We start from the raw sequence: 23967 nt of genomic DNA on the forward strand, positions 1-23967 counted from the left end.
TTAGCTCGCACGCTGTGATCTAACCGACAAAAGCACTTATTAGGAGTTAGCATGTCTCATCAGGTTCATCACCGATTCTCCACCGTGGCAGGAGCAGGTCGCCACACACATTCTGAGCTTTCTCGAACAGCACACCGCAGTAGCGGCGGCCTGAGCGCCGGACCGACAGAATCATGAACATCACGTCGAAAAGCGTCAGCCGCATACCGCTGAACACCCTGGCCATTCCGCTCGGCGCGGCCGGTCTCGCCGAGCTCTGGAGTGGTGCCACCGAGGCCCTCAGCTTGCCGACCTTCATCGGTGAGATCTTCTGGGTCGCCGCCGCCATTGTCTGGCTCTGGATGATCGCCGCGCACATTCTCCGTGGGTCACGCAGCTCAGCCTCGCTGCACTCGCAGCTCGTGCATCCGGTTCAAGGCCCCATCGCCGCCCTCGTTTCGATCGTGGGAATGTTGCTCGGCGCGAACCTGTACGGGTACTGGGCGGTGGGCGGGAGCATCCTCGCAGCGATTTCGATTCTCACCACCACCCTCTACGCGGGCTGGCTGCTCGCGTCATGGATGTCGGGGCAACTGAAGTTGGAATCGGTGCACGGCGGCTACTTTCTGCCGACGGTCGCTGGCGGCTACGTCGCCTCGTACGCAGCGGCGACCATCGGCGCGCCCGAAGTCGCTGTCGGCGCCTTCGTCGTCGCATCCTTCTTCTGGGTGGTGTTCTTCGCCGTGCTGTTCGCACGGCTGGCATTCCGACCCGGGCTGCCCGACGCGCTGGTGCCGACGCTTGCCATCATGATGGCACCGCCGGCGGTCGCCGCTGCCGCGTGGTTCGAAATCAACGGCGGCGTGGCCGATCTCATGGAGCAGGCTCTGGCCGCTCTTGCCGTCGTCATGGTTTTGATCCAGCTCGCACTGCTGCCACGCTACCTTCGCCTGAAATTCTCTCTCGGCTTCTGGTCGTTCACCTTCCCCACGGCGAACGTGGTCACCTTCGCGGTGGCGTGGCTGAGCATCGACCGGCCCGCCGGCTGGCAAGTCATCATCGTCGTCTTGCTCGTGGGCGTCACGGTGCTCATTGTTGCCATAGCCCGGCGCTCGATCTTGTTGTGGTCAGCAGGCCGCACGAAGGCGCAGAACCCGGCCGAGACTCAACTCAACCAGGCCGACAACGCCGTCACCGCGGGGTGATCGACGATTACTGAAGGAGCTCGAGAATGAGTGTCTCGTTTATCACGAGAGCCTCTCGCGCGGGGCCGGTGCTACTGCGAGAGAGCGTCAGCGCGCAAGTGTTCGCGGATGCGCGCGGCGACCTGCTGTGTAACGCTCGAGTAGCGAATCGCCGGGTCTTCGGGCAGGGTCGAAAGTTGCAGCGCCGCCGCGCTGCCGTCGGGCAGCGGAATCGCCACCGCGAAGCACGAAAGGCCAGAGACCACATCGCCGTCGTCTACTGCGGCCCGGCGCGCGGCGTTGACCCGTTCGGGCGCTGCGGAGGGCTCGATCACCAGGCTGCCGGCGGCATGCACCGGAAGCAACCGCCCGGCGAAGATGTCGACGGGTAGCGTGTCTCTGCCGGGGATGCTCTCGATAACGGTCGCTGATGACTCTGCCGAGGCGATGAGAGAAACCGTCGCGCCGGTCTGCTCCCTCAGCGCCTGAAGCATCCGGCCGGTGTCGCGCCGCAGACCGGTGGCGGGCTCGACTCGAGCCCCCATGGTGAGCATGGCGCGCCCCAGCACAAAACGGTCTCCAACGAGTTCGACCGCACCGATGGCTCTCAGCTGATCAAGCAGACGATAAACGCTCGACCGGGGAACACCACTGAGCAGGGCCAGATCTCGCAGCTGATGAGGAGGTTGTGTGTCAGGCAGGTGCTCGAGCAAAGCGAACGCTCCCTCGAGAACCCCCCTGCTTGAAGTGCCGTCGGTCATCATGTCTCTTTCTGCGTCTGTCTGCCCACCGGACAGAATCGCCCGCTCCCCCGCCTGCGCGTTGCAATCTAACAGAGCTGGCCCTCGTGGGCCGTCTCGCATTCGCTCTGCTACATGCTGAGCAATCGAGTGCCTCCCTCTATTCCTACCTGAAAGTTGCCCGCATGCCGCACACCGCCGTCGACCACCGTTCGCTCTTCATCGGAGGCGAGTGGGTCGCTCCCCACTCAACCACGCGAATCTCCGTGCGCTCCGCCAACACCGGTGAGATCATCGGCGGAGTGCCGAGCGCCGACCAGTCAGATATATACCGCGCAGTCGCCGCAGCCCGCCGTGCATTCGACGACCCGACCGGATGGTCGACCTGGGCCCCCTCCGAGCGAACCGCTGTACTGGCGCGGTTCGCCGAAGCCCTCGACCGTCGAGCCGACCTGATGGCCGAAACCATCAGCGTGCAGAACGGCATGCCCATCTTCCTGTCGAAGCTCACCGATTCCCGCTTCGCTTCCCAGCTTCTTTCGTACTACGCCGCTCTGGCTGAGTCGGGCGACGACGAAGAGATGCGGGCCAGTTCGTCTGGGGGTCGCACTCTCGTCAGAAAGGTGGCAGTGGGGGTCGTTGCCGCGATCGTGCCGTGGAACTTTCCCAACATCATGGCCGCGCTGAAGTATGCTCCGGCTTTCGCTGCCGGATGCACGGTAGTCATCAAGCCCTCCCCCGAGACCGTGCTCGATGCCATTCTGGTCGCTGAGGCCGCAGCAGAGGCCGGCTTCCCGCCCGGCGTCATCAATATCGTCTCCGGGGGCGCCCAGACGGGCATCGATCTGGTCGAGCATCCCGATGTCGACAAGGTTTCGTTCACCGGCTCGACCGCCACGGGCCGCGCCATCGGCGAGATCAGCGGCCGACTGCTGCGACCCGTCACCCTGGAGCTCGGTGGTAAGTCTGCCGCGATCATCCTCGACGATGCCAATCTCGATATGGCCGCGATCGGTGCCCAATTCGTGCCGGCCTTGTTCGCGAACAACGGTCAGACCTGTTTTCTGACCAGCAGGGTGCTTGCCCCCCGCAGTCGCTATGACGAGGTCGTCGATGTCGTCACCCGCGTCGCCCGGTCGCTTCGGGTAGGCGACTCACTCGACCCTCAAACCCAGATCGGCCCGCTCGTCAGCGAACGCCAGCGCAACCGTGTCGAAGCATTGATCACGGGGGCGATCGCAGATGGGGCGCGTCTCACCGCAGGCGGAGGTCGCCCCGCCGGGCAGGAAGCTGGCTGGTTCGTCGAACCCACTGTTCTCGCAGACGTCGACAATGCGTCGGAGATCGCCCAAGAAGAGATCTTCGGCCCGGTCGTCACCATCACCCCGTACGACGATGACGACCACGCCGTTCGCCTCGCAAACGACTCCCACTACGGGCTCGCCGGGTCGATTTGGACCACCCACCACAGCCGCGGCATCGCCATCGCCAAGCGACTCGTGACCGGCACCGTGGGCATCAACGGGTACGAAGCAGACGTGTTCTCGCCCACAACCATGATCAAAGCGAGCGGCATCGGCGTGAAATTCGGGCCCGAAGCCCTGGCCTCGTACCAGCGCTATCAGTCCGTCTATCTGTGATTCAGACGCGCGTTCCGTCAAGCGACCCCCCAGCGAACTTCTGAAAGGCTTCCATGAAAACCACCCGTGACACCCCCCGGTCAGCGCGACAGATCATCAACGCTCACGAGCAGTCAGGACGAATGTTTGACGCGGGCGGCGTTCGCAGCTTCGTTTTGGAGAGCGGAAGTGGTGAGGCCGTGGTGTGCCTCCACGGCGTTCCGTCGAGTTCGTTTCTCTACCGCAAACTGCTTCCCGAACTCGCGCGCGAGGGTCTGAAGGGCATCGCTTTCGACTTTCCTGGTCTGGGATTGGCTGAGCGCCCCGACAACTTCGACTATTCCTGGACAGGGCTCGCAGACTGGACGGGTGAGGCGATCGATGCCCTCGGCATAGACCGATGCCACCTCGTCGTGCATGACATCGGTGGTCCGATTGGAATCGAATGGGCATCCCGCAACCCCGACCGGGTTCTCTCGCTGACAATTCTCAACGCACCAGTGCGAGTGGCCGACTTTCGGCGGCCATGGCCCATGCATCCGTTCTCCATTGCCCGAATAGGAGAATTGTGGCTCGCGCTCATGCGTCGACCTTTCTGGGTTCCCCTCTTTCGGCTCGTGGGGCTGCAACACCAGAATGCAATGACGAATGCGGAGATCAACGCCTACATCGACGTGTTGAAGCGTAATGACGGGGGCAAAGCCTTTCTGAAGATCATGCGCGGATTCGAGCTGACCGAGCAGAAGCAAGACCTGCTCCTCAGAGCCCTTCGGAGACTCGCGGCACCTATCCAGATCATCTGGGGCCAGAACGACACGATGCTCGGCCGCGACCGCATGCAGCAAGCTGTCGACGCCGTCGGTGCCACTCAGGCCGAACTTCTGCCGGGAAAGCACTTTCTGCAAGAAGACAATGCACACGCCTTGGCCGCGAAAATCGCACTTCTTGCTCGGTCACAACGAAACTGATGGGCGAGGGCAACCCGCCAGCGGCGGAGAAAGTCGACGACATGCTTCAACGAAGTCCATCTGCTCCATCGGTGCACGTTCGTGCGATCATCACCTGGGTCGCAATCTTCCCGATGGCGGCTATCGGCATGACGATACTGACGATCTTCGCGCCGACGTGGCCGCCCGTGCTGAAAGCTCTGGTGCTCACGGCCTTCGTCGTGCCGACCGCGGTCTACCTCGCCGTGCCGCGGCTCCTGCGGATCCACAGCAAGATGCGGCGTGCACCAACAGCACAGCGACACTAGAGCCGCGCCTACGAAAAAACTCGAGAAACGCTTCCGCGACCTCATCGGGTCGTTCTTCGGAGAGGTAGTTTCCGCAGCCGTCAGATACGAACGATTGACCAGCCCCGCTGCCGTGGCGGCCGCACGCGCCGCCGCTCAAGCCTCAGGCGTCGCCACATGGGAGCGCACGCCCTCGGCACCGCCGGTCAGCCGGGGCCAGGGCTTCTCACCAACGGGATGCTCGGGTCGATCATCCGCTCGCTCCAAACCGACATCGCGGGTTTGGGCCGACCCACGACGCCCTAACTCGAACGCGTCTCCAGCGTCGAGGTGCACAATGGGTGGATGGCAATTTCTGATCTCCACGACGCCGTGATCATCGTCACCGGCGCATCCTCAGGAATGGGCGAGGCGACGGCACGGGCTCTTCATGCGGCCGGCGCACACCCGGTTCTCGCGGCACGACGCGGGGAACGAATCGAACAGCTGTCGAAAGAACTCGGCTCCGCGCTGGCTGTTGTCACTGATGTGACCCAGGCAGACGACAGATCGAAACTGATCGAAGCTACGCTCGAGCGGTTCGGGAGAATCGACGGGCTCGTCAACAACGCGGGCGTCAGCTTGCCAGGCGACGTCGCCGACGCAGACATCGACGAATTTCGGCGCGTGCTTGAACTCAACGTTCTTGCTCCGGTTGCCGTTCTCCAATCGGTGCTGCCGAGCATGCGCGCTGCGGGAGGCGGAACGATCGTCAACGTCAGTTCTGGCACGACCCGAAGGGTCGCAGTGGGGCTGTCGCCATACGCTTCAACCAAGGCGGCACTCAACACGCTCAGTCTCGCCGCCCGCGCCGAATTGGCCGACGACGCGATTGATGTCTCTCTCGTTGTGCCGTTCATCACCGCAACCGAGTTCGGTGATGGCGTTTTCTCGAACCCCGATGCAGACTTCGGTGGGCGGAAACCACACAGCGCTGAGTACGTGGGCGCTGTGATTGTTCGTCTCCTCCAGACCGGCGAAGAGCGCATCGACCTCATGCCTGGGCCCGAGGATTGGTCACTCGCCGCCCTCCCCGGTAGTTAGGTCGGAGCTCAGCGCACAAGCACGCTATATGCGGCCATAGCGACTCTCCTCCGACGAAACTCCCGCACTCGCCCGGCGTCAGTCAGTGGCCGCTGCCTGCGACGTCAGAGCAGCGCTACTGCTGTTGCCACGAGGATGAACGCCGCCACAATGAGCGCCACGCGAGCGTAGTGGAGTCGATCCCAGCGACGAAGCTGCTCACGCCAGTCGGCGGGATGATCATCCGGAGTCCACATCGTTGAACGGTTATTGATGGGCACGAGCAGCGTGACAGACAGAATGACGCTGACGACGAGGAGAACTGCCGCCGCCAGGGCCGCCGATGACGCGGGCGTTCCCCACGTCGTGACGGCAAGCGCGACCGTGAGAATCAGCGAGCCGAGGTACCAGAACGGCATCACGCGACCCATCGTGCGAGAACCTTTCGCTCGCGGCTCAGACAGCGCCGCCTCCCCCGGCATGGCCAGGATGATCGGATTCATGATGAGCGCCACGGCGAACTCGACCCCGACCATCAGGCCGACGACGGTTGTGGTGACGATAGCGAGTACGGATTCCATGATGACACTCCTCAATATCTAGCACTGCTAATAATTCTAGTGCTGCTAATGTAAGTGATGTACGACATCACCCGCAAGAGGAGCGTGCATGACCGATTCATCGCTGCGTCAACAGCGCACCGAAGCGCGACGCCTGCAGATTCTCGAAGCTGCGCGGGTGCAGGCAGACGCCGAGGGCTGGGCCGCCGTCACGACGAGGCACCTCGCCGACGCCATCGGCTACTCGCAGCCGGTGCTTTACGGGCACTTTGCGGGCGGAAAGGCAGAGATCATGCTTGCGGTCGCGCTCGCCGGCTTCGACGAGCTCGCGCAACTGTGCCGCGATGCGCTCGGTCGCAAGCAGGGGCGGGCGGCTGCCGAGGCAGTTGCTACGGCGTACCTGACCTTCGGCACGCAGCATCCTGCAGTCTACGAAGCGATGTTTCAGCAACCGATCGCCGCGCGCTTCGCGTCAGAGCACACCGAACCCGAACTTCGCGCGGGGTTCGATGTGCTCGCCGAGTCGATCGGTGACCGCGACGCAGGCACCTCCACGGAGGTGTTCTGGGGCGCCCTGCACGGCCTCTGCCTGCTCGAGCGCTCGGCACGGGTTCTCGTGGAACAGCGGCCCCTGCGCGTCGCCGAACTCGCGTCGCGCTTCGTGGTCGAGGGGGCCGATCGCGCAGAAAAGTAACTCCGGGCGCGCGGCTACGTCGGTTGCGCCGCGAAGCACGCGCTTAGCTCGTTCGCGACATAGCAGTCGCGACGTCGGCTTCGACGAGAGCCTCGTTGATGTGCGTCGCCGTATCCATTCCCGCACCGAGCGCCGTCGAGTACTTCAGTGACGGGTTCGCTGCGTTGCCCGCGACCCAGACGCCGGAGATGGATGTTGCGCCGATGGAGTCAACGCGGGGAAATATGCCTGCCGCGGTATGCATCATGTCTGCGTGAAGAGAATCGAGAATGCGGTTGTCGGGAATCGGGCGAGGCGACGTGAACACGATGTGGTGAGCCCAGACTCGCCCTCCGACGAGGAATTCGACCCCGGCGCTCTGTTCGACGCCGACGCTGAGTTCGACCCCGGCGCCCACGCGATCGCCGACATCGGCACGCCGAATCTCGGTGACCGCGCCGTCGACGACACGGATGCCGCGCCGTTCGAGACGCGCGGCATCTTCCGCAGTCGGTGTCACTGAGTCGTTCGTGAAGAGGGTGACATGATCAGACCATTGCCGCAGCAGATGGGCCTGAGAAATGCTCTTCGGCCCGGTGCCGAGAATCGCGATAGACGAGCCGCGAGCCTCCCAGCCGTCGCAATACGGGCAAATGACGACCCGATCTCCCCACAGCTCGCGAACGCCAGGCACCTCGGACATCTCGTCACGAACGCCAGACGCGACGAGAATCTGCCGAGACCGCACCTCCTGGCCATCGTCGGTGGTCACGACGAAGAGACCGGCGGAGTCGGCAACGGCGTTCGCCGCTCGTCCCGGCCGAATAGTGCCACCGAAGCGCTCGACCTCCGCCCGAGCCGTGCCGGTGAGCACCGCGGGGCTCGCTCCGTCGAGGCCGAGAATGCCATGCGAGTGATCGGCCTGGGCATTGCGAGTGGGCCCGCCGTCGAAGACCACCACAGACCGCAACGCCCGAGCCAACGTCAGACCCGCCGCGAGCCCGGCCGCCCCCGCCCCAGAAACGACAACATCGAATTGCTCCATCACTTCATTCTGCTGGATGTTTTCGTCACCTAAGATTCTGGTACCGCTCTCGTGAGGGCGCGAACACGTCGTCAAGGCAGGTGGTCTTCGGTGAGAAAGCTCGTTCTCAAAATGTCGTTCTCGCTCGACGGCTTCGTTGCCGGCGCTCGGGCCGAGTCGAATTGGATGCTCCGCGCAGGCACCCCGGATTCCGCCGCCTGGGTGCTCGACACCATCGCAGGTGCCGGCACGCACATCATGGGCAGAGCACTCTTCGAGAGTTGGATCGGCATCTGGCCCACCGCGCCGGGCCCGATGGCTGAGCCGCTGAACAGCATTCCGAAGGTCGTGTTCACTCGGCAGCAGGGGTTCGACCCGGCGACGGCCGCCCCGTCAGACACCCCCGCGGCCCCGACCTGGGCCGACGCACGGGTTGCGCGCGGCGACCTGACCGCCGAAATCGAGTCGCTGAAGAACGAGCCGGGCGACTACATCTTGGCTCACGGCGGAGTGCGCTTCGCCCGCAGTCTCGTGCGGGCGGGCCTCGTCGACGAGTACCGATTCGTCGTGCTGCCCGTGGCGCTGGGCTCAGGCGAAGGCATCTTCGCCGACCTCACCGACGAACTCGACCTCACCTTTGCGAGCTCGACCGCCTTCGCCGGCGGCGTCTTAGCCAACGTCTACCGCCCAAAAGGCTAGGGCGTCTCACGCGGCCGACGATTCCGGGCGCACCGCCCCGTGCCTCGAACCTCTCGTGAGTCTCACTCGCTTGACGCTGAGCGGTGAGCGATTCGAGGAGCTGAGCTACGAAGGCTTTCGGCTACGGGCGAAGTGGATGCCCGGGCGAGCGCCGCCCGTCCGAGCATCCACTCGCGGCTCAGTTGACGGGGCGGTCGAACCGCGCACCCGCCGGGTTCGGCGAGGTGAGCACGAAGACGAGCAGCACGATCCAGCCGACGATCGGAATGAGAATGATGAACACCCACCAGAACGAGTGGTTCGCGTCGTGCAGGCGGCGCGAGAGCAGCGCCAGGCTCGGGATGATCGTGGCCAGGCTCCACAGGCCCGCAATGATGCTCACCACAATCGCACCACCGGTCATGGTGTGGCCGTTCATTCCGTAGCCGCCGGTCGATGACGACAGAATGTTGAAGACAGCACTGATGACGATGGAGACCAGCGCCCACCACCAGTACTCGGCACGGCCGGCGCGGCCCGAGAAGGTGGCGTATTTGGTGAAGAAGCGGGTCACGGCAACGCCGAATGGTGCGTCGTAGTACGGAGCCCAGAGCGGCGGCGGCCCGCTTGGAACGGAAGAGGCCTGCTGCGGCGGAAGAGGCGGTGGCGGCGGCATGGTCACGATGGTTTCCCCAGTTTCTGTGAATCTGCAAGCAGATCGAATATCAGTTGCGACCCCATACTGGCATCTCGGTGCACTTCTGCGCCTCACTTTCCGATGCCATGCCGGTCAGGCGTTGCGGGTGTGCTGCTCACGGCAGAGCGGCTGACAGCAGCGTGGCGGTCTGATTAGTCGCTTGTACGAGCAGAGTCGAGACATGGCAAACGACAACCGGCCCCCCATGTTCACCGACACAATGCGGCAGCAGCTTCTGCTGAAACGAGTACTTGTTCTCGACGGAGCGCTCGACGACGACAACGGCATGATGCTCGCGGCTCAGCTGCTCGGTCTGGCCGCCGAAGACTCGGCCACCGATATTGCGCTCTGGATTCACTCCCCCGGCGGCTCCGTGGCCTCGATGCTTGCGATTCGCGATGTGATGCGGCTTGTGCCGTGCGATGTATCGACGCTTGCTGTGGGGCTCGCGTGCAGCGCCGGCCAGTTTCTGCTGTCGTCAGGCGCACCGGGCAAACGCGCTGCGCTGCCTCACGCGCGCATCCTGATGCACCAGGGCTCGGCGGGCATCGGTGGTTCGGCCGTCGAAGTGGAGGTTCAGGCGGCCGACTTGCGGCACATGCGCGAGACGGTGCTCGGCATCATCGCGAACGACACCGGGCAGCCGATCGACACGATCTTCGAAGATTCGCTGCATGACCGTTGGTTCACCGCCGCCGAGGCGAAAGACTACGGCTTCATCGACCACATCGCTGAGTCGTTCGAGCAGGTTCTGCCCGCCCGGCGTCAGCCGATCGGAATCGGGGCCCAGGCATGAGCAGCTACACGATTCCGAATGTCATCGCCCAGCATGCGCGCGGCGAACGGATCATGGATGTCTACTCCCACCTTTTGAGCGAGCGAATCGTCTATCTCGGCACGGGCATCGACTCCGGCGTCGCCAACGCTCTCATCGCGCAACTGCTGCATCTCGAGGCAGATGGAACCGGTCAGGAAATCAACATGTACATCAACTGCGAAGGGGGCGATCTTTCGGCGATGCTCGCCATCTACGACACCATGCAGTTCATCAGCTCGCCCATTGCGACGACGTGCGTGGGCGAAGCCGTCGGGGCCGGCGCCGCGCTGTTGGCGGCCGGTGAACCTGGTCGGCGCGCAGCTCTGCGGCACGCACGCGTGGTGTTGCATCAACCCGCAGGGCAGGGCCGCGGAACCATTCCCGACCTGATTCTGCAGGCTGACGAGCTGGTGCGCATCAGGGCTGACCTCGAGGAGGTGCTCGCCGAGCACTCGGGCCAGAGCGTCGAAACCCTACGCCGAGACACCGACCGGGCCCGCATCTTCACGGCCGAGGCGGCGCTCGGGTACGGCCTCATCGACGAGATCAGGATGCGCCCGCGGCTCTGACGGCGTGGCGAGCCTTTACGCGGCGAAGGCCAGAACCAAGGTGCTGCCGCTGTCGCTCAGTTGGGTCGAGGCTCGGCCGCCCGTGCCGTCGCGGCGCGAAAGCTCATGGCTCGACTCGAGTGAACGCGCGCCACGCAGCTCATTTGTGAGCAGCACCGTGAGGTCGAGAAGCGTCACTCCGAGCGCACCCGCAATGGCGGCGATCATCTCGCTCGAGGGCTCTTTGAGCCCGCGCTCGATTTCGGAGAGGTACTGCGCCGAGATACCCGCCCGTGCCGCTGTCTCTGCAAGCTTCTCGCCGTTGGCCAGGCGAAGCACCCGCAACTGATGCCCGAGCAGCTGTCGCCACAACGGTTCCAGCGCTGCAGGCGTGCGAAATCGAATGGGCATTGGCGCTTCGCTCCCGGTCATGCCGCCAGTCAAACAGACCGTCGCTTTCGCCGCACCACAATTCTGCTCACAGCAGATCGCACGTTTCACACCGCAAGCTTCTGCAAGAGGGCGGGCACGGTGTGCACCGTAGGCAGCAGCAGCGGCCGCGGGTCGCGACGAACGTCGAAGGCCTCGGGTGGCGGGCAGGCGCACGCCAGGTTGCGGTCGCCGTAGGCCTCGTGAATGCGGCGCACGGGCGACCAGAACTTGTCGGACTCGAGCGAAGAGACAGGGTAGGCGGCGGTTTCGCGGCTGTAGGGGTGATCCCACATGGTCGCGGTGACGCAGGCAGCCGTGTGTGGCGCGTTCACGATGGGGTTGTCGGCTGCGGGCCAGATGCCGAGAGCTACTTCGTCGGCCTCGGCCTTGATCAGGGTCATCGCGGTGATGAAGCGCTGCAGTTCATCCATATCTTCGCTCTCGGTGGGCTCGATCATCAGCGTGCCGACCACCGGAAAATTCACCGTCGGCGCGTGAAATCCGTAGTCGATGAGCCGCTTGGCGACGTCGATCGAGGTGATGCCCGTCTCCTTATACAACGGCCGCAGGTCGAGAATACATTCGTGCGCAATGAGCCCCTGGTTGCCGGTGTACAGCACGGGGTAGACACCCGCCAGCTCGCGAGCCACGTAGTTCGCAGCCAGAACCGCGGCGCCCGTCGCCCGCCTGAGCCCGTCGACTCCCATCAGCCGAATGTAGGCCCAGCTGACCGGCAGGATGCTCGCCGCGCCGAATGGAGCAGCCGAAACCGCACCCCCTGAGTGAACGTAGTGGCTGCCCTCGGGCCCGGCGTGTTGCACCTCGGGAGCAAACGGATGCCCGGGTAAGAACGGCGCGAGATGCGCCTTCGCGGCGACCGGCCCCACCCCTTGCCCGCCGCCCCCGTGCGGTATAGCGAAGGTCTTGTGCAGATTCAGGTGCGAAACGTCGCCGCCGATGTCGCCGAACCTGGTGAAGCCGAGAGCCGCATTGAGGTTCGCGCCGTCGATGTAGACCTGCGCACCGGCCTCATGAGCGAGGTCACACAGGTCGGTGACGTGGTCTTCGAAGACGCCATGAGTCGACGGGTACGTGATCATCAACGCAGCCATGGTGCTCGCGTGTTCGGCGATTTTGGCCGCAGCATCTGCCAGGTCGACGTTGCCCAGTTCGTCGCAATCGATGACGATCACCCGCATTCCGGCAAGCACCGCAGACGCCGCATTCGTGCCGTGCGCACTCGACGGAATCAGGCACACGTCTCGACCCGAGTCCCCACGCGACAGGTGATACCCGCGAATAGCGAGAAGCCCGGCGAGCTCGCCCTGGCTGCCGGCGTTCGGCTGCAGCGAAACGGAATCGTACCCGGTCAGTTCGGCGAGCCACACCTCGAGTTGCTCGGTGAGTCGCAGGTACCCTTGCACGTCTTCGGCCGGCGCGAACGGGTGTATGCCCGCAAAGCCCGCCAGACTCGCCGCCTCCATCGACACCGCGCTGCTGAGTTTCATGGTGCACGAGCCGAGCGCGATCATTCCGTTGTCGAGCGCGTAGTCTTTCGCCCCGAGCCTGCGAATGTAGCGCAGCAGACTGGTTTCGGTGTGGTGGTCATGGAACACCGGGTGCTGAAGAAACGTACTGGTGCGCTGCAGTTCGCTCGGGATGCTCGGCCCCAGCCGGGGCGCACCCTCCCCCACCCGTGACACGGCCGCGAGTGCACTCATCACCAGCGCGATATCGGCGCCCGTGGTCGTCTCGTCAACCGAGAACCCGAGCATATTCTCGTCGACGACCCGTGCCAAATACCCCCGGTCGTGCAGTTGTCGGGCGAGCTGCTCGGCGCGCCCCAAAACGCTGACCTGAATCGTGTCGAAGAACTCATCGTGCACGAGTTGCAGCCCGCCGCTCCTCAACGTTGCCGCGAGCACCCGGGCCATGCGATTCACCCTCGCCGCAATCTCGGTGAGTGCGTCTGGGCCGTGATAGACGGCGTACATCGAGGCCATTACGGCCGGCAGCACAGCCGAAGTGCAGATGTTCGACGTGGCCTTCTCCCGGCGAATGTGTTGCTCACGGGTCTGCAACGCGAGCCGGTAGGCGATCGCTCCGTCTGCGTCGCGGCTTACCCCCACGAGCCGGCCAGGCAACTGGCGTTCGAGCCCTTCGCGAACGGCAAGATACCCGGCGTGCGGGCCGCCGTAGCCCATCGGCAGCCCGAACCGCTGGGCCGAGCCCACCGCGACATCGGCGCCGAGTTCGCCGGGAGGCGTGAGCAGAGTCATCGCCAGCAGGTCGGCTGCGATCGCGACTCGGGTGCCCCGTCGATGTGCCTCTGCGATGAGGGGCGCTGGGTCGAAGATGCGGCCCGATGCGCCCGGGTACTGCACGAGCATCCCGAACGCCTCGGGTAAGGCGGCTGGCGCGAGACGGCCGAGGTCGAGTGTCACGAGCGTGATTCCCACGGCTTCGGCACGGGCCGTGACGACGGCCGTCGTCTGCGCAAAGAGGTCGGCATCGATGATGAACGTGTCAGATTCGCTCGAACTCGCCCGGCGCAACAGCAGCATGGCCTCTGCCGCCGCAGTGCTCTCGTCGAGCATCGAGGCGTTCGCAATGTCAAGGCCGGTGAGGTCGGCCACCATCGTTTGAAAGTTCAGCAGGGCCTCGAGCCTGCCCTGTGAAATCTCGGGCTGGTACGGGGTGTACGCCGTGTACCAGTGCGGGTTCTCGAAAATGGTGCGGCGAATCACGGCCGGCGTAATGGTGTCGTAGTAGCCCAGACCGATCATCGAACGATTGACGACGTTCTGGCCTGCGACGAGGCGAAGTTCGGCCGCGACCTGCGCCTCCCCAACCGGCTCGGGTATCGTCGACGACCGGATGCTCCGCCGAGCCATCACCGAGAACGGAATCGCCGTCGTGACCAGCTCGTTCACACTGCCGTAGCCGAGGCGATCGAGCATGTCGTGCTGCGCTGCCTCGGGTGTTCCCACGTGCCGCTCGACGAATCGTTGGTGGTTCACGGGCGCTTCCCCCTTCGTTCGGGCGAGCTGGCGTTCGTCCGTTCATCCCTCGAACATTTGTAGAGAATGTCTCACATTCGAGATTTACTCAGATGATACGCCCGCAGATTGAAAAGTCACCCCTCCCAGAACGGGGCACATTCCGGCGCGCCGATTCGAGACCCGCGGCACCGAGAGCCGGGGCCTGGCAGCGATTACCGATTACGTGTCACCCGAGGTGAGCGAGGTGACGAAGCCGCTCAAGATGCGCCGCGCCTCTAGCCGTGAGGCGTCGTCGAGAGCCCCGAGCATCCGCTCTTCAACTGCTCTGACGGCAGCGGATGCACTCGCCAACCGTGACCGCCCGAGTGCGGTGAGCTGTGTCGGTAGCGCCTTGCCCACCGGCGCCTTGTCGGGCCGAGTCACGAACCCGTCGCGCTCGAGCGCCAGAAGCAGCACGTTCATCGACTGCCGCGACACGAACGTGCCTCTGGCCAGGTCTGAGTTCGAAAGCCCCGGGCGCTGAGCCAGCAACTCGAGGCACGAATAGTGCGTCACGGTCATGCCGAGCGGGCGGAGTACGGCCTCCATCGAGGCACGAAGGGCGCTCGAGGCTTCTTTCAGCAGATACCCGAGCGATGTTCCGAGTTCGACTCCGCGAGGCTCTTGACTCATGTCAACATTCTGACATAGGTTAGAGAGGTCATGTCAAGTAACTGACACAAAGGAGCTTCACCATGGCTGTCACCGGCCCCGACTTCATTTCTCTGCAAGCGCGCGACCTCGAAGGTTCTGCCGCGTTCTATCAGCAGTACCTCGGCCTTGTTCGCTCGCAGTCCGGGCCGCCGCACGCGGTGGTCTTCGAAACTAAGCCCGTCGCGTTCGCGCTGCGCGATCTCGTACCCGGCGTCGACCTCGATGCGGTTTCGCAGCCGGGCATCGGTGCGGCGATCTGGATGCACGCCGACGACACTCAGGCCATTCACGACGCACTCGTGGCTGACGGCCACCGCATCGTTTCGGCGCCGATCGATGGGCCCTTCGGTCGAACCTTTACGTTCGCTGACCCCGATGGCTACCAGATCACTCTGCACGATCGGGCCTGAGCCGGGCATCCACCTCGCGGCTTCGCCGTGAGGTGGCCCTCCGACTACTTCGAAACGGGCTTCAGCTCGGCCAGGGCGGCCGTCATTTCGCCGCTGTTGAAGCTCGTAGTGGGGATCGTCGAAGCGTGCGTATAGCGAACGATGCCGTCGGTGTCGACGAGCACTGTGCCCGATTGCTGCATCGCGCCGAAGACCTTCTTCAGCAGACCGACCGACTGGTGCGGGGTGCCCTCTTCGCCGACGACGACCGTATAGGGAATGTTCTTTTTGGCCTTCCACGCGGCGGCCTCGGTCACGCCCTCGGGAACGGCGACGATGATCGAGACGTTGGCGTCGTCGAATTGAGCCTGATTGCGAACGAAGCTCTGTGCGTGGGCGTTGCACTGGGCGCACGACAAGGCGCGCATGAAGTAGATGAGCACGTTGTCGACACCCGCGTGGTCGGCGAGCGAGACGGGGTGGCCTTCGGTGTCTTCAAGCTTGAGGTCGAGGGTAGAGCCGACGTCGATCATGTTTCCTCCGTTTCGCGCGACCATGGTCGACGCTCGGTGCGCTCACTGCAGATTAGTCAAGTAGCTTGTTAGACAAGCTACCTTACTTTCTGTGCGTCGACTAGCCTTCGAGCATGACAGAATCTGCGAACCTGCCCATCGGCATGATCGCTCAGCAGCTGCAACGAGGGTTCGAGGCCGAATGCTTCTCGCGGCTGGCGGCGGCGGGCTTCACCGGCCTGCGCATGCGTCATTCGGTGCTTCTGAACGCACTGGGGCCGCAAGGGGCCCGCATCACCCAGCTGGCGAACGAGCTGAACATGACGAAGCAGGCGATGGGCGAACTCATCGACGAACTCGAGTCGAACGGGTACCTCGAACGCACCAGCGACCCCAACGATCGCCGTGCGCGCATCATCTACTACACCGAGCAAGGCCGTCGGGCGCTCGCTACCGCGATGGAGATCATGCCAGCGATCGAACGCGAGTACGCCGAAATGGTGGGTGCGAGCCGCTACGCCGAGGCGAAGCTGGTGATGGCGACGCTGGTCGACGCGTCGGAGGCGTAAGGCGCGCGCTCAGCGGCGAGCGCAGACGCTCTCGGGCTTCACGGGCGGCCGAGGCGTCAGCGGCGCCCGAGGCGACGTTCTCCCCCGGAACCCGTTTCGTAGGCGAGTTCGTAATAGGCGAAGACGGCCGGCTCGTGCGCAGCATCGAGTTCGCCGTCGGTGGCGATCGAGGGCGCTTCTTTGACGAGCTTCTTGTCGTACTGAACCTTGAGATGCTTCGGCGAGACCAGTGCTCCGGCCAGGGGCGCGAACACGAGCTTCTGGCCGCTCAGGATGCCCACCCGCACGGTTCCGAACGTGGGAACATCGCTCGACGTGTCGAAGTACACGCTCTCGAGGGTGCCGATCTTGTCGTCATTCTTGTCGACCACGGCCAAACCGATCCAGTCACGCAAGTTCTCTGCCTCGAACATCCAGCACCCTCATCTCTGCCGGCTGAGCCGGCGTCTGACATCAACGCTAGTCGTTCAACCGTCGGCCGCCCGCAGCGCGGGGTACACTCGGCTGCGTGATTTCTGATGACGACGCGCGACGGGCGTCGACCACGCTTAAGCGCTGGGCCCTCGACGAAGAGCTGAAAGAGGGTGCGCTGGCCTCCCCGATGTTCCGCGCGCTGGCGGCCAGGGTCGCGCGGCGATACATTTCTGGCGACTCGGCTGACGACGCCATCGAGGCCGCCCGAGCTGTCGTTACCCGCGGCCACAACGTCAGCATCGAGTTCGTGGGCGAGAGCGTGCGCGATGCCTCCGCGGCTGAGGCCGCGACGAAAGCGTTCGTCGAGGTCGCGACGGCCATCGCCGACACCGGGCTGCCGAGCACGGTGTCGTTCGATCTGACACACATCGGCGCACTCATTGACGTCGAACTCGCCGAAGCGAACGCCCGGCGAATCGCCGACGCGCTGCCGGTCGACGCTCTGCCGGCCGGCGGAACGACACTCATGGTTTCGGCCGAGGGATCTGACCGCACTGACATGGTGCTCGACCTTTACGAGCGTCTGGCTGCCGACGTGCCCGGCATCGGCATCACGCTGCAGGCGTCGTTACACCGAACTCCTGGCGATCTCGATCGCGTGCTGAGGCTGCCGGGAACGATTCGGCTCGTCAAGGGCGCGTTTCTCGAATCGGCATCGACGGCGCATGCGCGCGGAAGCGCCGAGCTGACCGCCGCCTATCTCCAGTTGGCGCGAACAGCATTAGCCGCCGGTCACGCGCTGAATCTCGCCTCCCACGACCCCGATCTGGTGCAAGCCCTGATCGCCGAGCACGGCGACGACCTGCGGCGAGACTCGGTGCAGTTCGAGATGCGCAGCGGCCTCGGCACCACGCTGCTCGATGGCCTGAACGCCGAGGGCTACAACACCCGCGAGTACGTGCTCTTCGGCACGGAATGGTGGCTGTACGTGCTCAATCGAATCGCCGAGCATCCGGAGCGCCTGATTCTCGCGTTGGCCGACCTCGGCGAGCAGTAGGCGGGCGCGCGCGTTCGGACGGAGCGCACAAGCTCTGTAGGCGTAGCGGAACGACGCGTCGCCTTGTTAGGGTGCCGAAGATGCCGCATCGTTTGACGTCTGTGGTCGAGCGCGCCTCGACGGTAGAACTGCTGTTCGACCTGGTCTTCGTATTCACCATCACTCAGGTGACCGAGGTCGTAGTCGAGCGCGCCGATTGGGCCGGCATCGCCCAGGCTGCGCTGACGATGGCCGTGATTTGGTGGATGTACGACGCTTACGTCTGGCTCGGCAATCAGACCGAGACGAGCAACGTCGCCCCACGGCTCGGCTTCATCGGCGCAATGACCGCGTTTCTGCTGCTTGCGGTGGCGATTCCCGATGCGTTCGGTGACTCTGGGCTGTTGTTCGGGTTCGCCTACCTGGCCGTGGTGATCATTCACTTCGCGCTCTTCGCCCTGCTTGGCGAGGCAGGGTCGGCTCGGTCGATTCTGCGGGTGATTCCGGCGAACCTCGGTGGGGCGGCTCTACTGATTGTGGCCGGATTCGTCACCGGGCCCCTCGACTGGGTGCTGTTCGCGGCAGCACTCGCCGTCATGATCTCGACCTCGTTCACGGGCGCGCCGACGGGGTTCGACCTGAGCGCGTCGCACTTCATCGAGCGCCATGGGCTTCTGATGATCATCGCGTTCGGCGAAACGATTGTGACGGTCGGGGTGGGGGCCGCTCACCACCCCATCGACGCCTCACTGATTGTCGGCGTGGTGCTCTGCGTTGCAGTGGTTGCCGCCATGTGGTGGTGTTACTTCGCCGGCGACGATGAACGCGCCGACAAGAACTTCACCTCCACCGCCAAGCGTCGCCGAGGGCTGCTCGCGCTCTCGGCATTCGGGCTCGATCACTACGCCATGATCTTCGGCGTGGTGCTGTTCTCGGCCGGGGTCGGGCTGTCGTTCGCCAACGTGTTCGCCGTGGCGCCGACGGAGGCCGCCTGGCTACTCGCAGCGGGCGTGGCCCTCTACCTGCTGGCAGCGGCGCGATACCGTCAAGAACTCACGCTCGGCCCCGCCGCTGCGCGCTATCTGGGCGCCGTCGTCGTGCTCGCATTCGCACTCGTGGGGGTCGTGCTGCCCGTCTGGTGGGAGCTGCTCGGCATTCTCGCCGCGCTCACCGCGGTCATCGTCATCGACTCACGGCGCCGGTGAAGTCGACATCTGCGGCCGCGACGACGGCGGCCACGCGGTCGGGCGCGCTTTGGAAGCTCCAGTACAGGTTGGTGTGAGCGATGACGTCGGGCGTGGGAGGCGCGCCCCACTCGCTCTTGTCGCCGGCCGTGTGCGCGTCGCCGACGAGGGTGACGTCGTAACCGCGCGTGAATGCTCCGTGAATGGTCGAGCGGATGCACGCGTCGGTCTCCGCCCCGGCAACCACGAGGTGGCCCACGCCCGCCGCGCCCAAGACCTGCTCGAGCGTGGTCGCCTCGAACGAGTCACCGTAGTGCTTGGCGACGAGCGGTTCTGATTCGAGGCGAGAGAGTTCGTCAACGTACATCCACTCGCCGCTGCCCTCGACGAGCCCGTCGTCAGAGTGTTGCACCCAGATGACAGGGGTGCCTTCTGCGCGGGCTCGTTCGACGAGCGAGTGGATGTTCGCCACGACCGAATCGCGTTCGTACGCCCCCTCGATCACCCCATTCTGCACATCGATGACGACGAGTGCGGTGTTGGGGCGGTCGGGGAGGGTACTCATGAGCGACTCTTTCTCTCGTGCTGCGTGGTGCTGCTTCTTCTGCTTCTACTTCGCCTGTACCGGCAGCTGCAGGTAGGAGGCGTGCTCGCCACCGGTGTGAATGATGTGCTGCCCGACGTTCGCGCCGACGTACTCGCGAATAGCGGGCATGAGCGTTCCCAGCAGATTACTCGAGCTGATGATGAAACGCAGCTGTTCGCCGGGGCGAACGACAAGACCCACGGGCATGAGTTCGACGTCGATCTCGACGATCTCGCCGGGGCTGAGCTTCTCGACTCGATCGAACGAGTGGGCCGGAATGTCGTCGGTGCTGAGCGTCTCGTCGAGGTGACGCGCTGAAACACGCAGCCTGCCGTCGAATCCCTTGTACTTCAAAATGGTGGCGCCGTGATCGGTGAGGTCGTGGGCCATGGCGCTGCGGTTGGGCACGGTGAAGGCTTGCAGCGGGGTTCCGTTGACGTCGAGCTTCTGTACGAGCACGAACAGATCCATGTCGTCGGAGCCCTGCGCCTCAACCCAGAGGTGAGCCTTCGGGTAGCCGACCAGCGTGGTCTCTTCGTCGAAGCTCGCGAGAAACGAAACGGCGTTCGGGTTGAAGGCGACCGCGTAGGCCGCAGGAACCTCATCGGCGGGCGCTTCGGTGCTCAGCGTGCGGGTGCGGCCGTTCAGATAGAACGTGGTCGACGTGACGTCTGCCGGCGGAAACTCTTCGGCTGCAATGTTGACCTGGTCGCCGCCGTTCAGGTCGAGCACCGCGTAGCGGACGCGCGGCGTCTGCTGCCAGCCGTTGTCTTCGCCCTTCAGGTAGTGGTCGAAGAACCGCTGCAGGTCTGCCCGGTTGGCCTCGTCGTAGTAGTCGGGCCACTCTTGGCCGTTGTGCACGCGCAGCCACTTCTCGTCTGAGGCGATGCGGCGCCAGGCGCGGAAGGTGCCCGCGGTGTGCAGCGTGTTCGAGTAGCTCGCAACGATGTAGGCCGGCACGGTGATCTTCTCGAACGCAGGGATCTTGTTCTCCCACAGCTCGGTCATCAGTGGGTACTTCTCGACCTCGGCGAGAATGTCTTCTTTCTGGTTCTTGCCGAAGAAGCTGCCGTCTTGCAGCTGCTGGGCGAACCCGGTGTCGGGCATTCCGCCGCGCAACACGAGGTCGCGGTAGACGTCGCTCACGCCCTCCCACGGGTTGATCGCCACGAGGTGGGGCGGCTGCTCGGCGGCGGTGAACCACTGCGAAACGGCGAGGTACGAGGTTCCGCTCATGCCGACCTTGCCGTCGCACCACGGCTGCTCGGCGAGCCACTCGATGATGTCGTAGCAGTCGCGGCCGTCTTGGCGATCCCAGAGCACGCTGTCGCCGTCGGAATCGACGACGCCTCTGATGTCGGGGTTGCAGATGGCGTACCCGTGACCCACCCAGTAGGCGGGGTCGGGTGCTTCGAATTTCTCCAGACCCGAAACGACGGAGTTCGACAGGCCGACGAGCCCGAAGACGCCCATCACGCTGCCTGACGTGCCTTGACCCTTGCCGTACGGGCTATAGGCCACAATTACAGGTACTTTCTCAGAACCGACCGGGCGAAACACGTCGGCGTAGACGGTCACACCGTCTCGGAGCTCGATGGCCACGTCTTTTTCGAAGACGATATCGACCGGCAGCGGCAGAAATGGCGGGGCGATCTGAAAGCCCGCTTCGAGCGTTCGGGTGCCCGGCTCGAAGGGGGTCAAAATGCCCGTTCGCCCTGCAGGCAGTGGGCTTGAGGGTGTGAAAATCTTCTGATCATCGCTCATGGTGAGCTCCTCTGTGAGAGTGTTTCGTTCGACCTCCCGGCCGAATTTTTCGTTGTCTCAAGGGTACGTCTGTCGACTCATTAAATCAACAGTCGTTGATATAAATGTTCTGTAATCTGGCTGCGTTCAGCGAGCCGTGATCTGGCAAATGAAAGGATAAATCAGCGAACCCCCGAGCGCTTCTGCGCAACCCCGGCGAGACTCGTTTCGTGTTTCACCACATGTCGAGTTTCGAGCGCGAGATGCCGTGGTGGCGACCTCGATGCTCGGTGGCATGCAGACCGAAGGCGACGCCGTCGAGGGCAGCGAGGGTGTCGATGGCGAGCGGATGCTCGTGTTCGGCAACCCCGCACCCGACGAGTTCTACGTCGACCAGCCCGAACGTCGCGGCAGTCTGAGGCGCATTCTGGTCGTCTCGAACCATGTGCCGCCCGAGTTGCTCGAAGCGCTCGATCTTCTGCAGCGCGGTGATGAGCAGATCGAGGTGGAGTATCTCGGTGCGGTGAGCGGCCGCGAGACGGTTCAGAAGATCGCTGAGCCGAGTGACTTCGATGGGTTCGATGCCGTTGTCACCATCGGAAAGACCGTTCAATACGCGTTGGTGCGTGGTGTGCCCGTGTTCTGTTACGACCGGTTCGGCGGCCCCGGCTGGCTGAGTGCAGAGAATTTTGCTGAGGCTCGGGCCGCGAATTTCTCGGGCCGAGGGTTCGGGTCGTTGACGAGTGCAGAAATCGTCGAGGCTCTGACGCGTGGATTCGCCGGCGCTGCAGAGTGTGCCCTTGCGCTTCATGCCCGCTACGCGCGGGAGTTTCTGCTGTCGGAGGCGCTTGATCGGCTGGGCAGGTCTGGCCAGGGCATCCACTCGGCCCGGGCGATCAGTGACGACCAACTCGCCGCCTATCTCGTGAATCAGAAGGTGATGAACGGGCTCGTCAACACGGTGGAGGCCCGCACGCAGACCAACGCGTTTCTCGAAGGTCAGGTGCGGGTCGAGACGGCGCGAGTGCAATCGCTGACCGAGCAGAACGAAGTCGCCGCCAGCCAGCTCGATGCTTCGGCTTCACAGAACGCCGAACTCGAGCAGCAGCTCGCCGAAACGACCGCAGAACTCGCTTCGCGGGCGGCTGAGAACGAGCAGCTCGCGGCTCGTTTGCCTCGTGCGCGCCTCGGTCGATTGGCGCGCAGGCTCTGGCCCTGGCGGCGGCACCGACCTACGCTTGAGAGCATCATGAGCAACTTCAACGACCAGATCATCGCCGAGTTTCGAGCGAACAACGGAACCGTCACGACCGCCGGATTCGGCTCGAGCTTGGTGCTTCTGCATTCGCTCGGCGTGAAGTCGGGCATCGAACGGGTCACGCCCGTGATGTCGATCGCCCGGCCCGACGGAACCTGGCTGATCGCAGCCTCGAAAGCAGGGGCACCCGAGAACCCCGCCTGGTATGCGAACCTGAAGGCAAAGCCCGAGACGAGTATCGAAACCGGCTCCGACACGGTGCCTGTGGTGGCCGAAGAACTCACTGACCCCGAGTACGACGCGGGCTGGGCCGAGTTCACGTCTCGTGCGCCCGGTTTCGCCGACTACCAGGTCAAGGCGGGCAGCCGCCGCATTCCCGTCATCAAGCTCTCACCCCGCTGATCCGCCAGCACTCTCGGCGCGCTTGCGCCCCAGGAGCCGGTGGCGACCGTCGGCAATCAGGAGGTGGGGAGGAGGGCGTCGAAGAGGGCTAGCACGACGTCGGCCGAGCGGTCTGCCGCGTCGTCTACATGGGTCAGAAAGTCGTCGGTGGGCGGCCCGCAGAGGTCTGAGATGCCGCGCACCGAGAGAAACGGGCGGCCGTGCACGTGACAGGTTTGGGCGAGCGAAACCGATTCCATGTCTGTGGCTAGCGCCGCCGGAAATTCGCGGATGATCTGCGCCGCGCGCGCTTCGGTGACGAATGAGTAGCTCGACACGACGAGTCCGACGCGCACCGCCGAGGCTGTGGGGGCTGCGGTGGCGACCTCGGTATAAGTGAGCGCGGTCGAAGCTGAGGCCGCCCCTGTCGAGGCGAGTGCGGTCGACGCTGAAGCCGCCTCGATGTGCGCGGCCGCGGCTCGGTAGAGGGCGGGCATCTTCGGCACCTGACCGAGTTCGTAGCCGAAGACTCGAGCATCAGCATCCACGTTGATGTATTCGCTGCCGACCACCACATCGCCCACGTGCACGGCGGGCGCTACTCCCCCGGCGGTGCCCGCGCTGATCACGATAGGCCCGACGGCGCCCGTGGCACCGGCGTCGGGCTCGGTCGCCAGAATGGCCGACGTCGCAGCGCCGGCAGCGTTCACCAAGCCGATTCCACTGCGCACGAGCAGCACCGGATGCCCGGCGAGCGTCACCCGCCGATACACCGCATGCCCCACCTGCCACGGCTCACTGACTGCCGAGGCGCGCGCCAGAAACGGGGCTGCCTCGTCATCCATCGCCACGATGATGACCGCGTCGACGTTCATACCTCTCACTCTACGAGACCCACCCCGCGCAGACCGCCCCGAGGCACCGGACACGGCATACGGGCAGCGACGAGTGCC

27 protein-coding genes are annotated in these 23967 nt (G+C 64.4%); 15 read left to right on the forward strand and 12 right to left on the reverse strand.

What is annotated here, in order from left to right; all coding sequences use genetic code 11:
• The first annotated feature begins 173 nt into the window (after nucleotides 1–173).
• Nucleotides 174–1184, forward strand: coding sequence for an SLAC1 family transporter (locus IEX24_RS13775; RefSeq protein ID WP_188679187.1), 1011 nt, complete (start codon nucleotides 174–176; stop codon nucleotides 1182–1184).
• Between the two features lie 71 nt (nucleotides 1185–1255).
• Here the strand turns inward: IEX24_RS13775 and IEX24_RS13780 are convergent, their stop codons facing one another.
• A complete protein-coding gene (locus IEX24_RS13780) occupies nucleotides 1256–1924 on the reverse strand; it encodes a helix-turn-helix domain-containing protein (RefSeq protein WP_188679188.1) in 669 nt (222 codons plus the stop codon).
• A 164-nt stretch (nucleotides 1925–2088) separates the two neighbouring features.
• On the opposite strand from IEX24_RS13780, the gene IEX24_RS13785 reads away from it, so the two are divergent.
• The 5 genes from IEX24_RS13785 to IEX24_RS13800 all read left to right on the forward strand — a co-directional run bounded on the left by IEX24_RS13785 (nucleotide 2089) and on the right by IEX24_RS13800 (nucleotide 5839).
• Nucleotides 2089–3543, forward strand: coding sequence for an aldehyde dehydrogenase (locus IEX24_RS13785; RefSeq protein WP_188679189.1), 1455 nt, complete (start codon nucleotides 2089–2091; stop codon nucleotides 3541–3543).
• A 122-nt stretch (nucleotides 3544–3665) separates the two neighbouring features.
• On the forward strand, nucleotides 3666–4490 hold the full coding sequence (locus IEX24_RS13790) for an alpha/beta fold hydrolase (protein ID WP_203586016.1): 825 nt from the start codon (nucleotides 3666–3668) through the stop codon (nucleotides 4488–4490).
• A complete protein-coding gene (locus IEX24_RS13795) occupies nucleotides 4490–4777 on the forward strand; it encodes a putative antibiotic biosynthesis monooxygenase (protein ID WP_188679191.1) in 288 nt (95 codons plus the stop codon). The genes IEX24_RS13790 and IEX24_RS13795 overlap by 1 nt, the downstream gene beginning before the upstream one ends.
• Nucleotides 4778–4933: 156 nt before the next feature.
• On the forward strand, nucleotides 4934–5062 hold the full coding sequence (locus tag IEX24_RS19865; RefSeq protein WP_268236258.1) for a hypothetical protein: 129 nt from the start codon (nucleotides 4934–4936) through the stop codon (nucleotides 5060–5062).
• A 39-nt stretch (nucleotides 5063–5101) separates the two neighbouring features.
• The gene (locus IEX24_RS13800; RefSeq protein WP_188679192.1) at nucleotides 5102–5839 is read left to right on the forward strand and encodes an SDR family oxidoreductase; all 738 of its coding nucleotides are present in this window, start codon (nucleotides 5102–5104) and stop codon (nucleotides 5837–5839) included.
• 104 nt (nucleotides 5840–5943) lie between these two features.
• Here the strand turns inward: IEX24_RS13800 and IEX24_RS13805 are convergent, their stop codons facing one another.
• The gene (locus tag IEX24_RS13805; RefSeq protein ID WP_188679193.1) at nucleotides 5944–6399 is read right to left on the reverse strand and encodes an anthrone oxygenase family protein; all 456 of its coding nucleotides are present in this window, start codon (nucleotides 6397–6399) and stop codon (nucleotides 5944–5946) included.
• A gap of 88 nt (nucleotides 6400–6487) precedes the next feature.
• On the opposite strand from IEX24_RS13805, the gene IEX24_RS13810 reads away from it, so the two are divergent.
• Complete coding sequence (locus IEX24_RS13810; protein WP_188679194.1) at nucleotides 6488–7072, forward strand: TetR/AcrR family transcriptional regulator; 585 nt, start codon at nucleotides 6488–6490, stop codon at nucleotides 7070–7072.
• A 43-nt stretch (nucleotides 7073–7115) separates the two neighbouring features.
• Here IEX24_RS13810 and IEX24_RS13815 read toward each other — a convergent pair whose 3' ends face one another.
• On the reverse strand, nucleotides 7116–8096 hold the full coding sequence (locus IEX24_RS13815; RefSeq protein ID WP_188679195.1) for an NAD(P)/FAD-dependent oxidoreductase: 981 nt from the start codon (nucleotides 8094–8096) through the stop codon (nucleotides 7116–7118).
• A gap of 90 nt (nucleotides 8097–8186) precedes the next feature.
• Here IEX24_RS13815 and IEX24_RS13820 point away from each other — a divergent pair, with 90 nt between their 5' ends.
• Nucleotides 8187–8774: a dihydrofolate reductase family protein gene (locus IEX24_RS13820; RefSeq protein WP_188679196.1), complete on the forward strand. Its 588-nt coding sequence runs from the start codon at nucleotides 8187–8189 to the stop codon at nucleotides 8772–8774.
• Between the two features lie 178 nt (nucleotides 8775–8952).
• Here IEX24_RS13820 and IEX24_RS13825 read toward each other — a convergent pair whose 3' ends face one another.
• Complete coding sequence (locus IEX24_RS13825; RefSeq protein WP_188679197.1) at nucleotides 8953–9429, reverse strand: DUF805 domain-containing protein; 477 nt, start codon at nucleotides 9427–9429, stop codon at nucleotides 8953–8955.
• A 202-nt stretch (nucleotides 9430–9631) separates the two neighbouring features.
• Between IEX24_RS13825 and IEX24_RS13830 the strand changes: the two genes are divergently transcribed.
• Together IEX24_RS13830 and IEX24_RS13835 are read left to right on the forward strand one after the other, a co-directional pair.
• Nucleotides 9632–10246, forward strand: a complete 615-nt coding sequence (locus IEX24_RS13830; RefSeq protein ID WP_188679198.1) for a ClpP family protease — start codon at nucleotides 9632–9634, stop codon at nucleotides 10244–10246.
• On the forward strand, nucleotides 10243–10836 hold the full coding sequence (locus IEX24_RS13835) for a ClpP family protease (RefSeq protein WP_188679199.1): 594 nt from the start codon (nucleotides 10243–10245) through the stop codon (nucleotides 10834–10836). Before IEX24_RS13830 ends, IEX24_RS13835 begins: the two co-directional genes overlap by 4 nt.
• A gap of 15 nt (nucleotides 10837–10851) precedes the next feature.
• Here IEX24_RS13835 and IEX24_RS13840 read toward each other — a convergent pair whose 3' ends face one another.
• The 3 genes from IEX24_RS13840 to IEX24_RS13850 form a co-directional block, all read right to left on the reverse strand.
• The gene (locus tag IEX24_RS13840) at nucleotides 10852–11247 is read right to left on the reverse strand and encodes a helix-turn-helix domain-containing protein (RefSeq protein ID WP_188679200.1); all 396 of its coding nucleotides are present in this window, start codon (nucleotides 11245–11247) and stop codon (nucleotides 10852–10854) included.
• A gap of 65 nt (nucleotides 11248–11312) precedes the next feature.
• Complete coding sequence (gene gcvP / locus IEX24_RS13845; protein ID WP_188679201.1) at nucleotides 11313–14267, reverse strand: aminomethyl-transferring glycine dehydrogenase; 2955 nt, start codon at nucleotides 14265–14267, stop codon at nucleotides 11313–11315.
• Between the two features lie 201 nt (nucleotides 14268–14468).
• Nucleotides 14469–14921 (reverse strand): MarR family winged helix-turn-helix transcriptional regulator, encoded by a 453-nt coding sequence (locus IEX24_RS13850; RefSeq protein WP_188679202.1) that lies wholly within the window; start codon nucleotides 14919–14921, stop codon nucleotides 14469–14471.
• Between the two features lie 62 nt (nucleotides 14922–14983).
• On the opposite strand from IEX24_RS13850, the gene IEX24_RS13855 reads away from it, so the two are divergent.
• Nucleotides 14984–15352: a VOC family protein gene (locus IEX24_RS13855; protein ID WP_188679203.1), complete on the forward strand. Its 369-nt coding sequence runs from the start codon at nucleotides 14984–14986 to the stop codon at nucleotides 15350–15352.
• 44 nt (nucleotides 15353–15396) lie between these two features.
• Here IEX24_RS13855 and IEX24_RS13860 read toward each other — a convergent pair whose 3' ends face one another.
• Nucleotides 15397–15864 (reverse strand): peroxiredoxin family protein, encoded by a 468-nt coding sequence (locus tag IEX24_RS13860; RefSeq protein WP_188679204.1) that lies wholly within the window; start codon nucleotides 15862–15864, stop codon nucleotides 15397–15399.
• A 113-nt stretch (nucleotides 15865–15977) separates the two neighbouring features.
• Between IEX24_RS13860 and IEX24_RS13865 the strand changes: the two genes are divergently transcribed.
• Nucleotides 15978–16412 (forward strand): MarR family winged helix-turn-helix transcriptional regulator, encoded by a 435-nt coding sequence (locus tag IEX24_RS13865; protein ID WP_188679205.1) that lies wholly within the window; start codon nucleotides 15978–15980, stop codon nucleotides 16410–16412.
• 56 nt (nucleotides 16413–16468) lie between these two features.
• On the opposite strand, the gene IEX24_RS13870 is transcribed toward IEX24_RS13865, so the two are convergent.
• The gene (locus IEX24_RS13870; protein ID WP_188679206.1) at nucleotides 16469–16825 is read right to left on the reverse strand and encodes a PRC-barrel domain-containing protein; all 357 of its coding nucleotides are present in this window, start codon (nucleotides 16823–16825) and stop codon (nucleotides 16469–16471) included.
• Nucleotides 16826–16920: 95 nt separating this feature from the next.
• Between IEX24_RS13870 and IEX24_RS13875 the strand changes: the two genes are divergently transcribed.
• Complete coding sequence (locus tag IEX24_RS13875; RefSeq protein WP_229715320.1) at nucleotides 16921–17883, forward strand: proline dehydrogenase family protein; 963 nt, start codon at nucleotides 16921–16923, stop codon at nucleotides 17881–17883.
• 80 nt (nucleotides 17884–17963) lie between these two features.
• Nucleotides 17964–19067 (forward strand): low temperature requirement protein A, encoded by a 1104-nt coding sequence (locus IEX24_RS13880; protein WP_188679207.1) that lies wholly within the window; start codon nucleotides 17964–17966, stop codon nucleotides 19065–19067.
• Here IEX24_RS13880 and IEX24_RS13885 read toward each other — a convergent pair.
• On the reverse strand, nucleotides 19045–19611 hold the full coding sequence (locus IEX24_RS13885) for an isochorismatase family protein (protein ID WP_188679208.1): 567 nt from the start codon (nucleotides 19609–19611) through the stop codon (nucleotides 19045–19047). The two genes, IEX24_RS13880 and IEX24_RS13885, sit on opposite strands and share 23 nt — an antisense overlap.
• A 45-nt stretch (nucleotides 19612–19656) precedes the next feature.
• A complete protein-coding gene (locus IEX24_RS13890; protein ID WP_188679209.1) occupies nucleotides 19657–21396 on the reverse strand; it encodes a CocE/NonD family hydrolase in 1740 nt (579 codons plus the stop codon).
• A gap of 250 nt (nucleotides 21397–21646) precedes the next feature.
• Between IEX24_RS13890 and IEX24_RS19630 the strand changes: the two genes are divergently transcribed.
• A complete protein-coding gene (locus tag IEX24_RS19630; protein ID WP_203586017.1) occupies nucleotides 21647–23035 on the forward strand; it encodes a nitroreductase/quinone reductase family protein in 1389 nt (462 codons plus the stop codon).
• Nucleotides 23036–23091: 56 nt separating this feature from the next.
• Here IEX24_RS19630 and mtnN read toward each other — a convergent pair whose 3' ends face one another.
• Complete coding sequence (mtnN, locus tag IEX24_RS13900; protein WP_188679210.1) at nucleotides 23092–23889, reverse strand: 5'-methylthioadenosine/S-adenosylhomocysteine nucleosidase; 798 nt, start codon at nucleotides 23887–23889, stop codon at nucleotides 23092–23094.
• Between the last annotated feature and the right edge of the window lie 78 nt (nucleotides 23890–23967).

Source organism: Subtercola lobariae (genome assembly GCF_014640255.1).
Lineage (GTDB): Bacteria > Actinomycetota > Actinomycetes > Actinomycetales > Microbacteriaceae > Subtercola > Subtercola lobariae.

What these genes read in the sequence shown, in the direction of transcription:
- IEX24_RS13840 (WP_188679200.1), bottom strand. Translation starts at nt 11,247, where the DNA reads ATGACCGGGAGCGAAGCGCCAATGCCCATTCGATTTCGCACGCCTGCA.
- IEX24_RS13800 (WP_188679192.1), top strand. Translation starts at nt 5,102, where the DNA reads ATGGCAATTTCTGATCTCCACGACGCCGTGATCATCGTCACCGGCGCA.
- IEX24_RS13790 (WP_203586016.1), top strand. Translation starts at nt 3,666, where the DNA reads ATGTTTGACGCGGGCGGCGTTCGCAGCTTCGTTTTGGAGAGCGGAAGT.
- IEX24_RS19865 (WP_268236258.1), top strand. Translation starts at nt 4,934, where the DNA reads ATGGGAGCGCACGCCCTCGGCACCGCCGGTCAGCCGGGGCCAGGGCTT.
- IEX24_RS13825 (WP_188679197.1), bottom strand. Translation starts at nt 9,429, where the DNA reads ATGCCGCCGCCACCGCCTCTTCCGCCGCAGCAGGCCTCTTCCGTTCCA.
- IEX24_RS13885 (WP_188679208.1), bottom strand. Translation starts at nt 19,611, where the DNA reads ATGAGTACCCTCCCCGACCGCCCCAACACCGCACTCGTCGTCATCGAT.
- IEX24_RS13780 (WP_188679188.1), bottom strand. Translation starts at nt 1,924, where the DNA reads ATGACCGACGGCACTTCAAGCAGGGGGGTTCTCGAGGGAGCGTTCGCT.
- IEX24_RS13880 (WP_188679207.1), top strand. Translation starts at nt 17,964, where the DNA reads ATGCCGCATCGTTTGACGTCTGTGGTCGAGCGCGCCTCGACGGTAGAA.
- IEX24_RS13785 (WP_188679189.1), top strand. Translation starts at nt 2,089, where the DNA reads ATGCCGCACACCGCCGTCGACCACCGTTCGCTCTTCATCGGAGGCGAG.
- IEX24_RS13890 (WP_188679209.1), bottom strand. Translation starts at nt 21,396, where the DNA reads ATGAGCGATGATCAGAAGATTTTCACACCCTCAAGCCCACTGCCTGCA.
- IEX24_RS13865 (WP_188679205.1), top strand. Translation starts at nt 15,978, where the DNA reads ATGACAGAATCTGCGAACCTGCCCATCGGCATGATCGCTCAGCAGCTG.
- IEX24_RS13795 (WP_188679191.1), top strand. Translation starts at nt 4,490, where the DNA reads ATGGGCGAGGGCAACCCGCCAGCGGCGGAGAAAGTCGACGACATGCTT.
- IEX24_RS13860 (WP_188679204.1), bottom strand. Translation starts at nt 15,864, where the DNA reads ATGATCGACGTCGGCTCTACCCTCGACCTCAAGCTTGAAGACACCGAA.
- IEX24_RS13830 (WP_188679198.1), top strand. Translation starts at nt 9,632, where the DNA reads ATGGCAAACGACAACCGGCCCCCCATGTTCACCGACACAATGCGGCAG.
- IEX24_RS13810 (WP_188679194.1), top strand. Translation starts at nt 6,488, where the DNA reads ATGACCGATTCATCGCTGCGTCAACAGCGCACCGAAGCGCGACGCCTG.
- mtnN (WP_188679210.1), bottom strand. Translation starts at nt 23,889, where the DNA reads ATGAACGTCGACGCGGTCATCATCGTGGCGATGGATGACGAGGCAGCC.
- IEX24_RS13835 (WP_188679199.1), top strand. Translation starts at nt 10,243, where the DNA reads ATGAGCAGCTACACGATTCCGAATGTCATCGCCCAGCATGCGCGCGGC.
- IEX24_RS13870 (WP_188679206.1), bottom strand. Translation starts at nt 16,825, where the DNA reads ATGTTCGAGGCAGAGAACTTGCGTGACTGGATCGGTTTGGCCGTGGTC.
- IEX24_RS13850 (WP_188679202.1), bottom strand. Translation starts at nt 14,921, where the DNA reads ATGAGTCAAGAGCCTCGCGGAGTCGAACTCGGAACATCGCTCGGGTAT.
- IEX24_RS13855 (WP_188679203.1), top strand. Translation starts at nt 14,984, where the DNA reads ATGGCTGTCACCGGCCCCGACTTCATTTCTCTGCAAGCGCGCGACCTC.
- IEX24_RS13815 (WP_188679195.1), bottom strand. Translation starts at nt 8,096, where the DNA reads ATGGAGCAATTCGATGTTGTCGTTTCTGGGGCGGGGGCGGCCGGGCTC.
- IEX24_RS13775 (WP_188679187.1), top strand. Translation starts at nt 174, where the DNA reads ATGAACATCACGTCGAAAAGCGTCAGCCGCATACCGCTGAACACCCTG.
- IEX24_RS13805 (WP_188679193.1), bottom strand. Translation starts at nt 6,399, where the DNA reads ATGGAATCCGTACTCGCTATCGTCACCACAACCGTCGTCGGCCTGATG.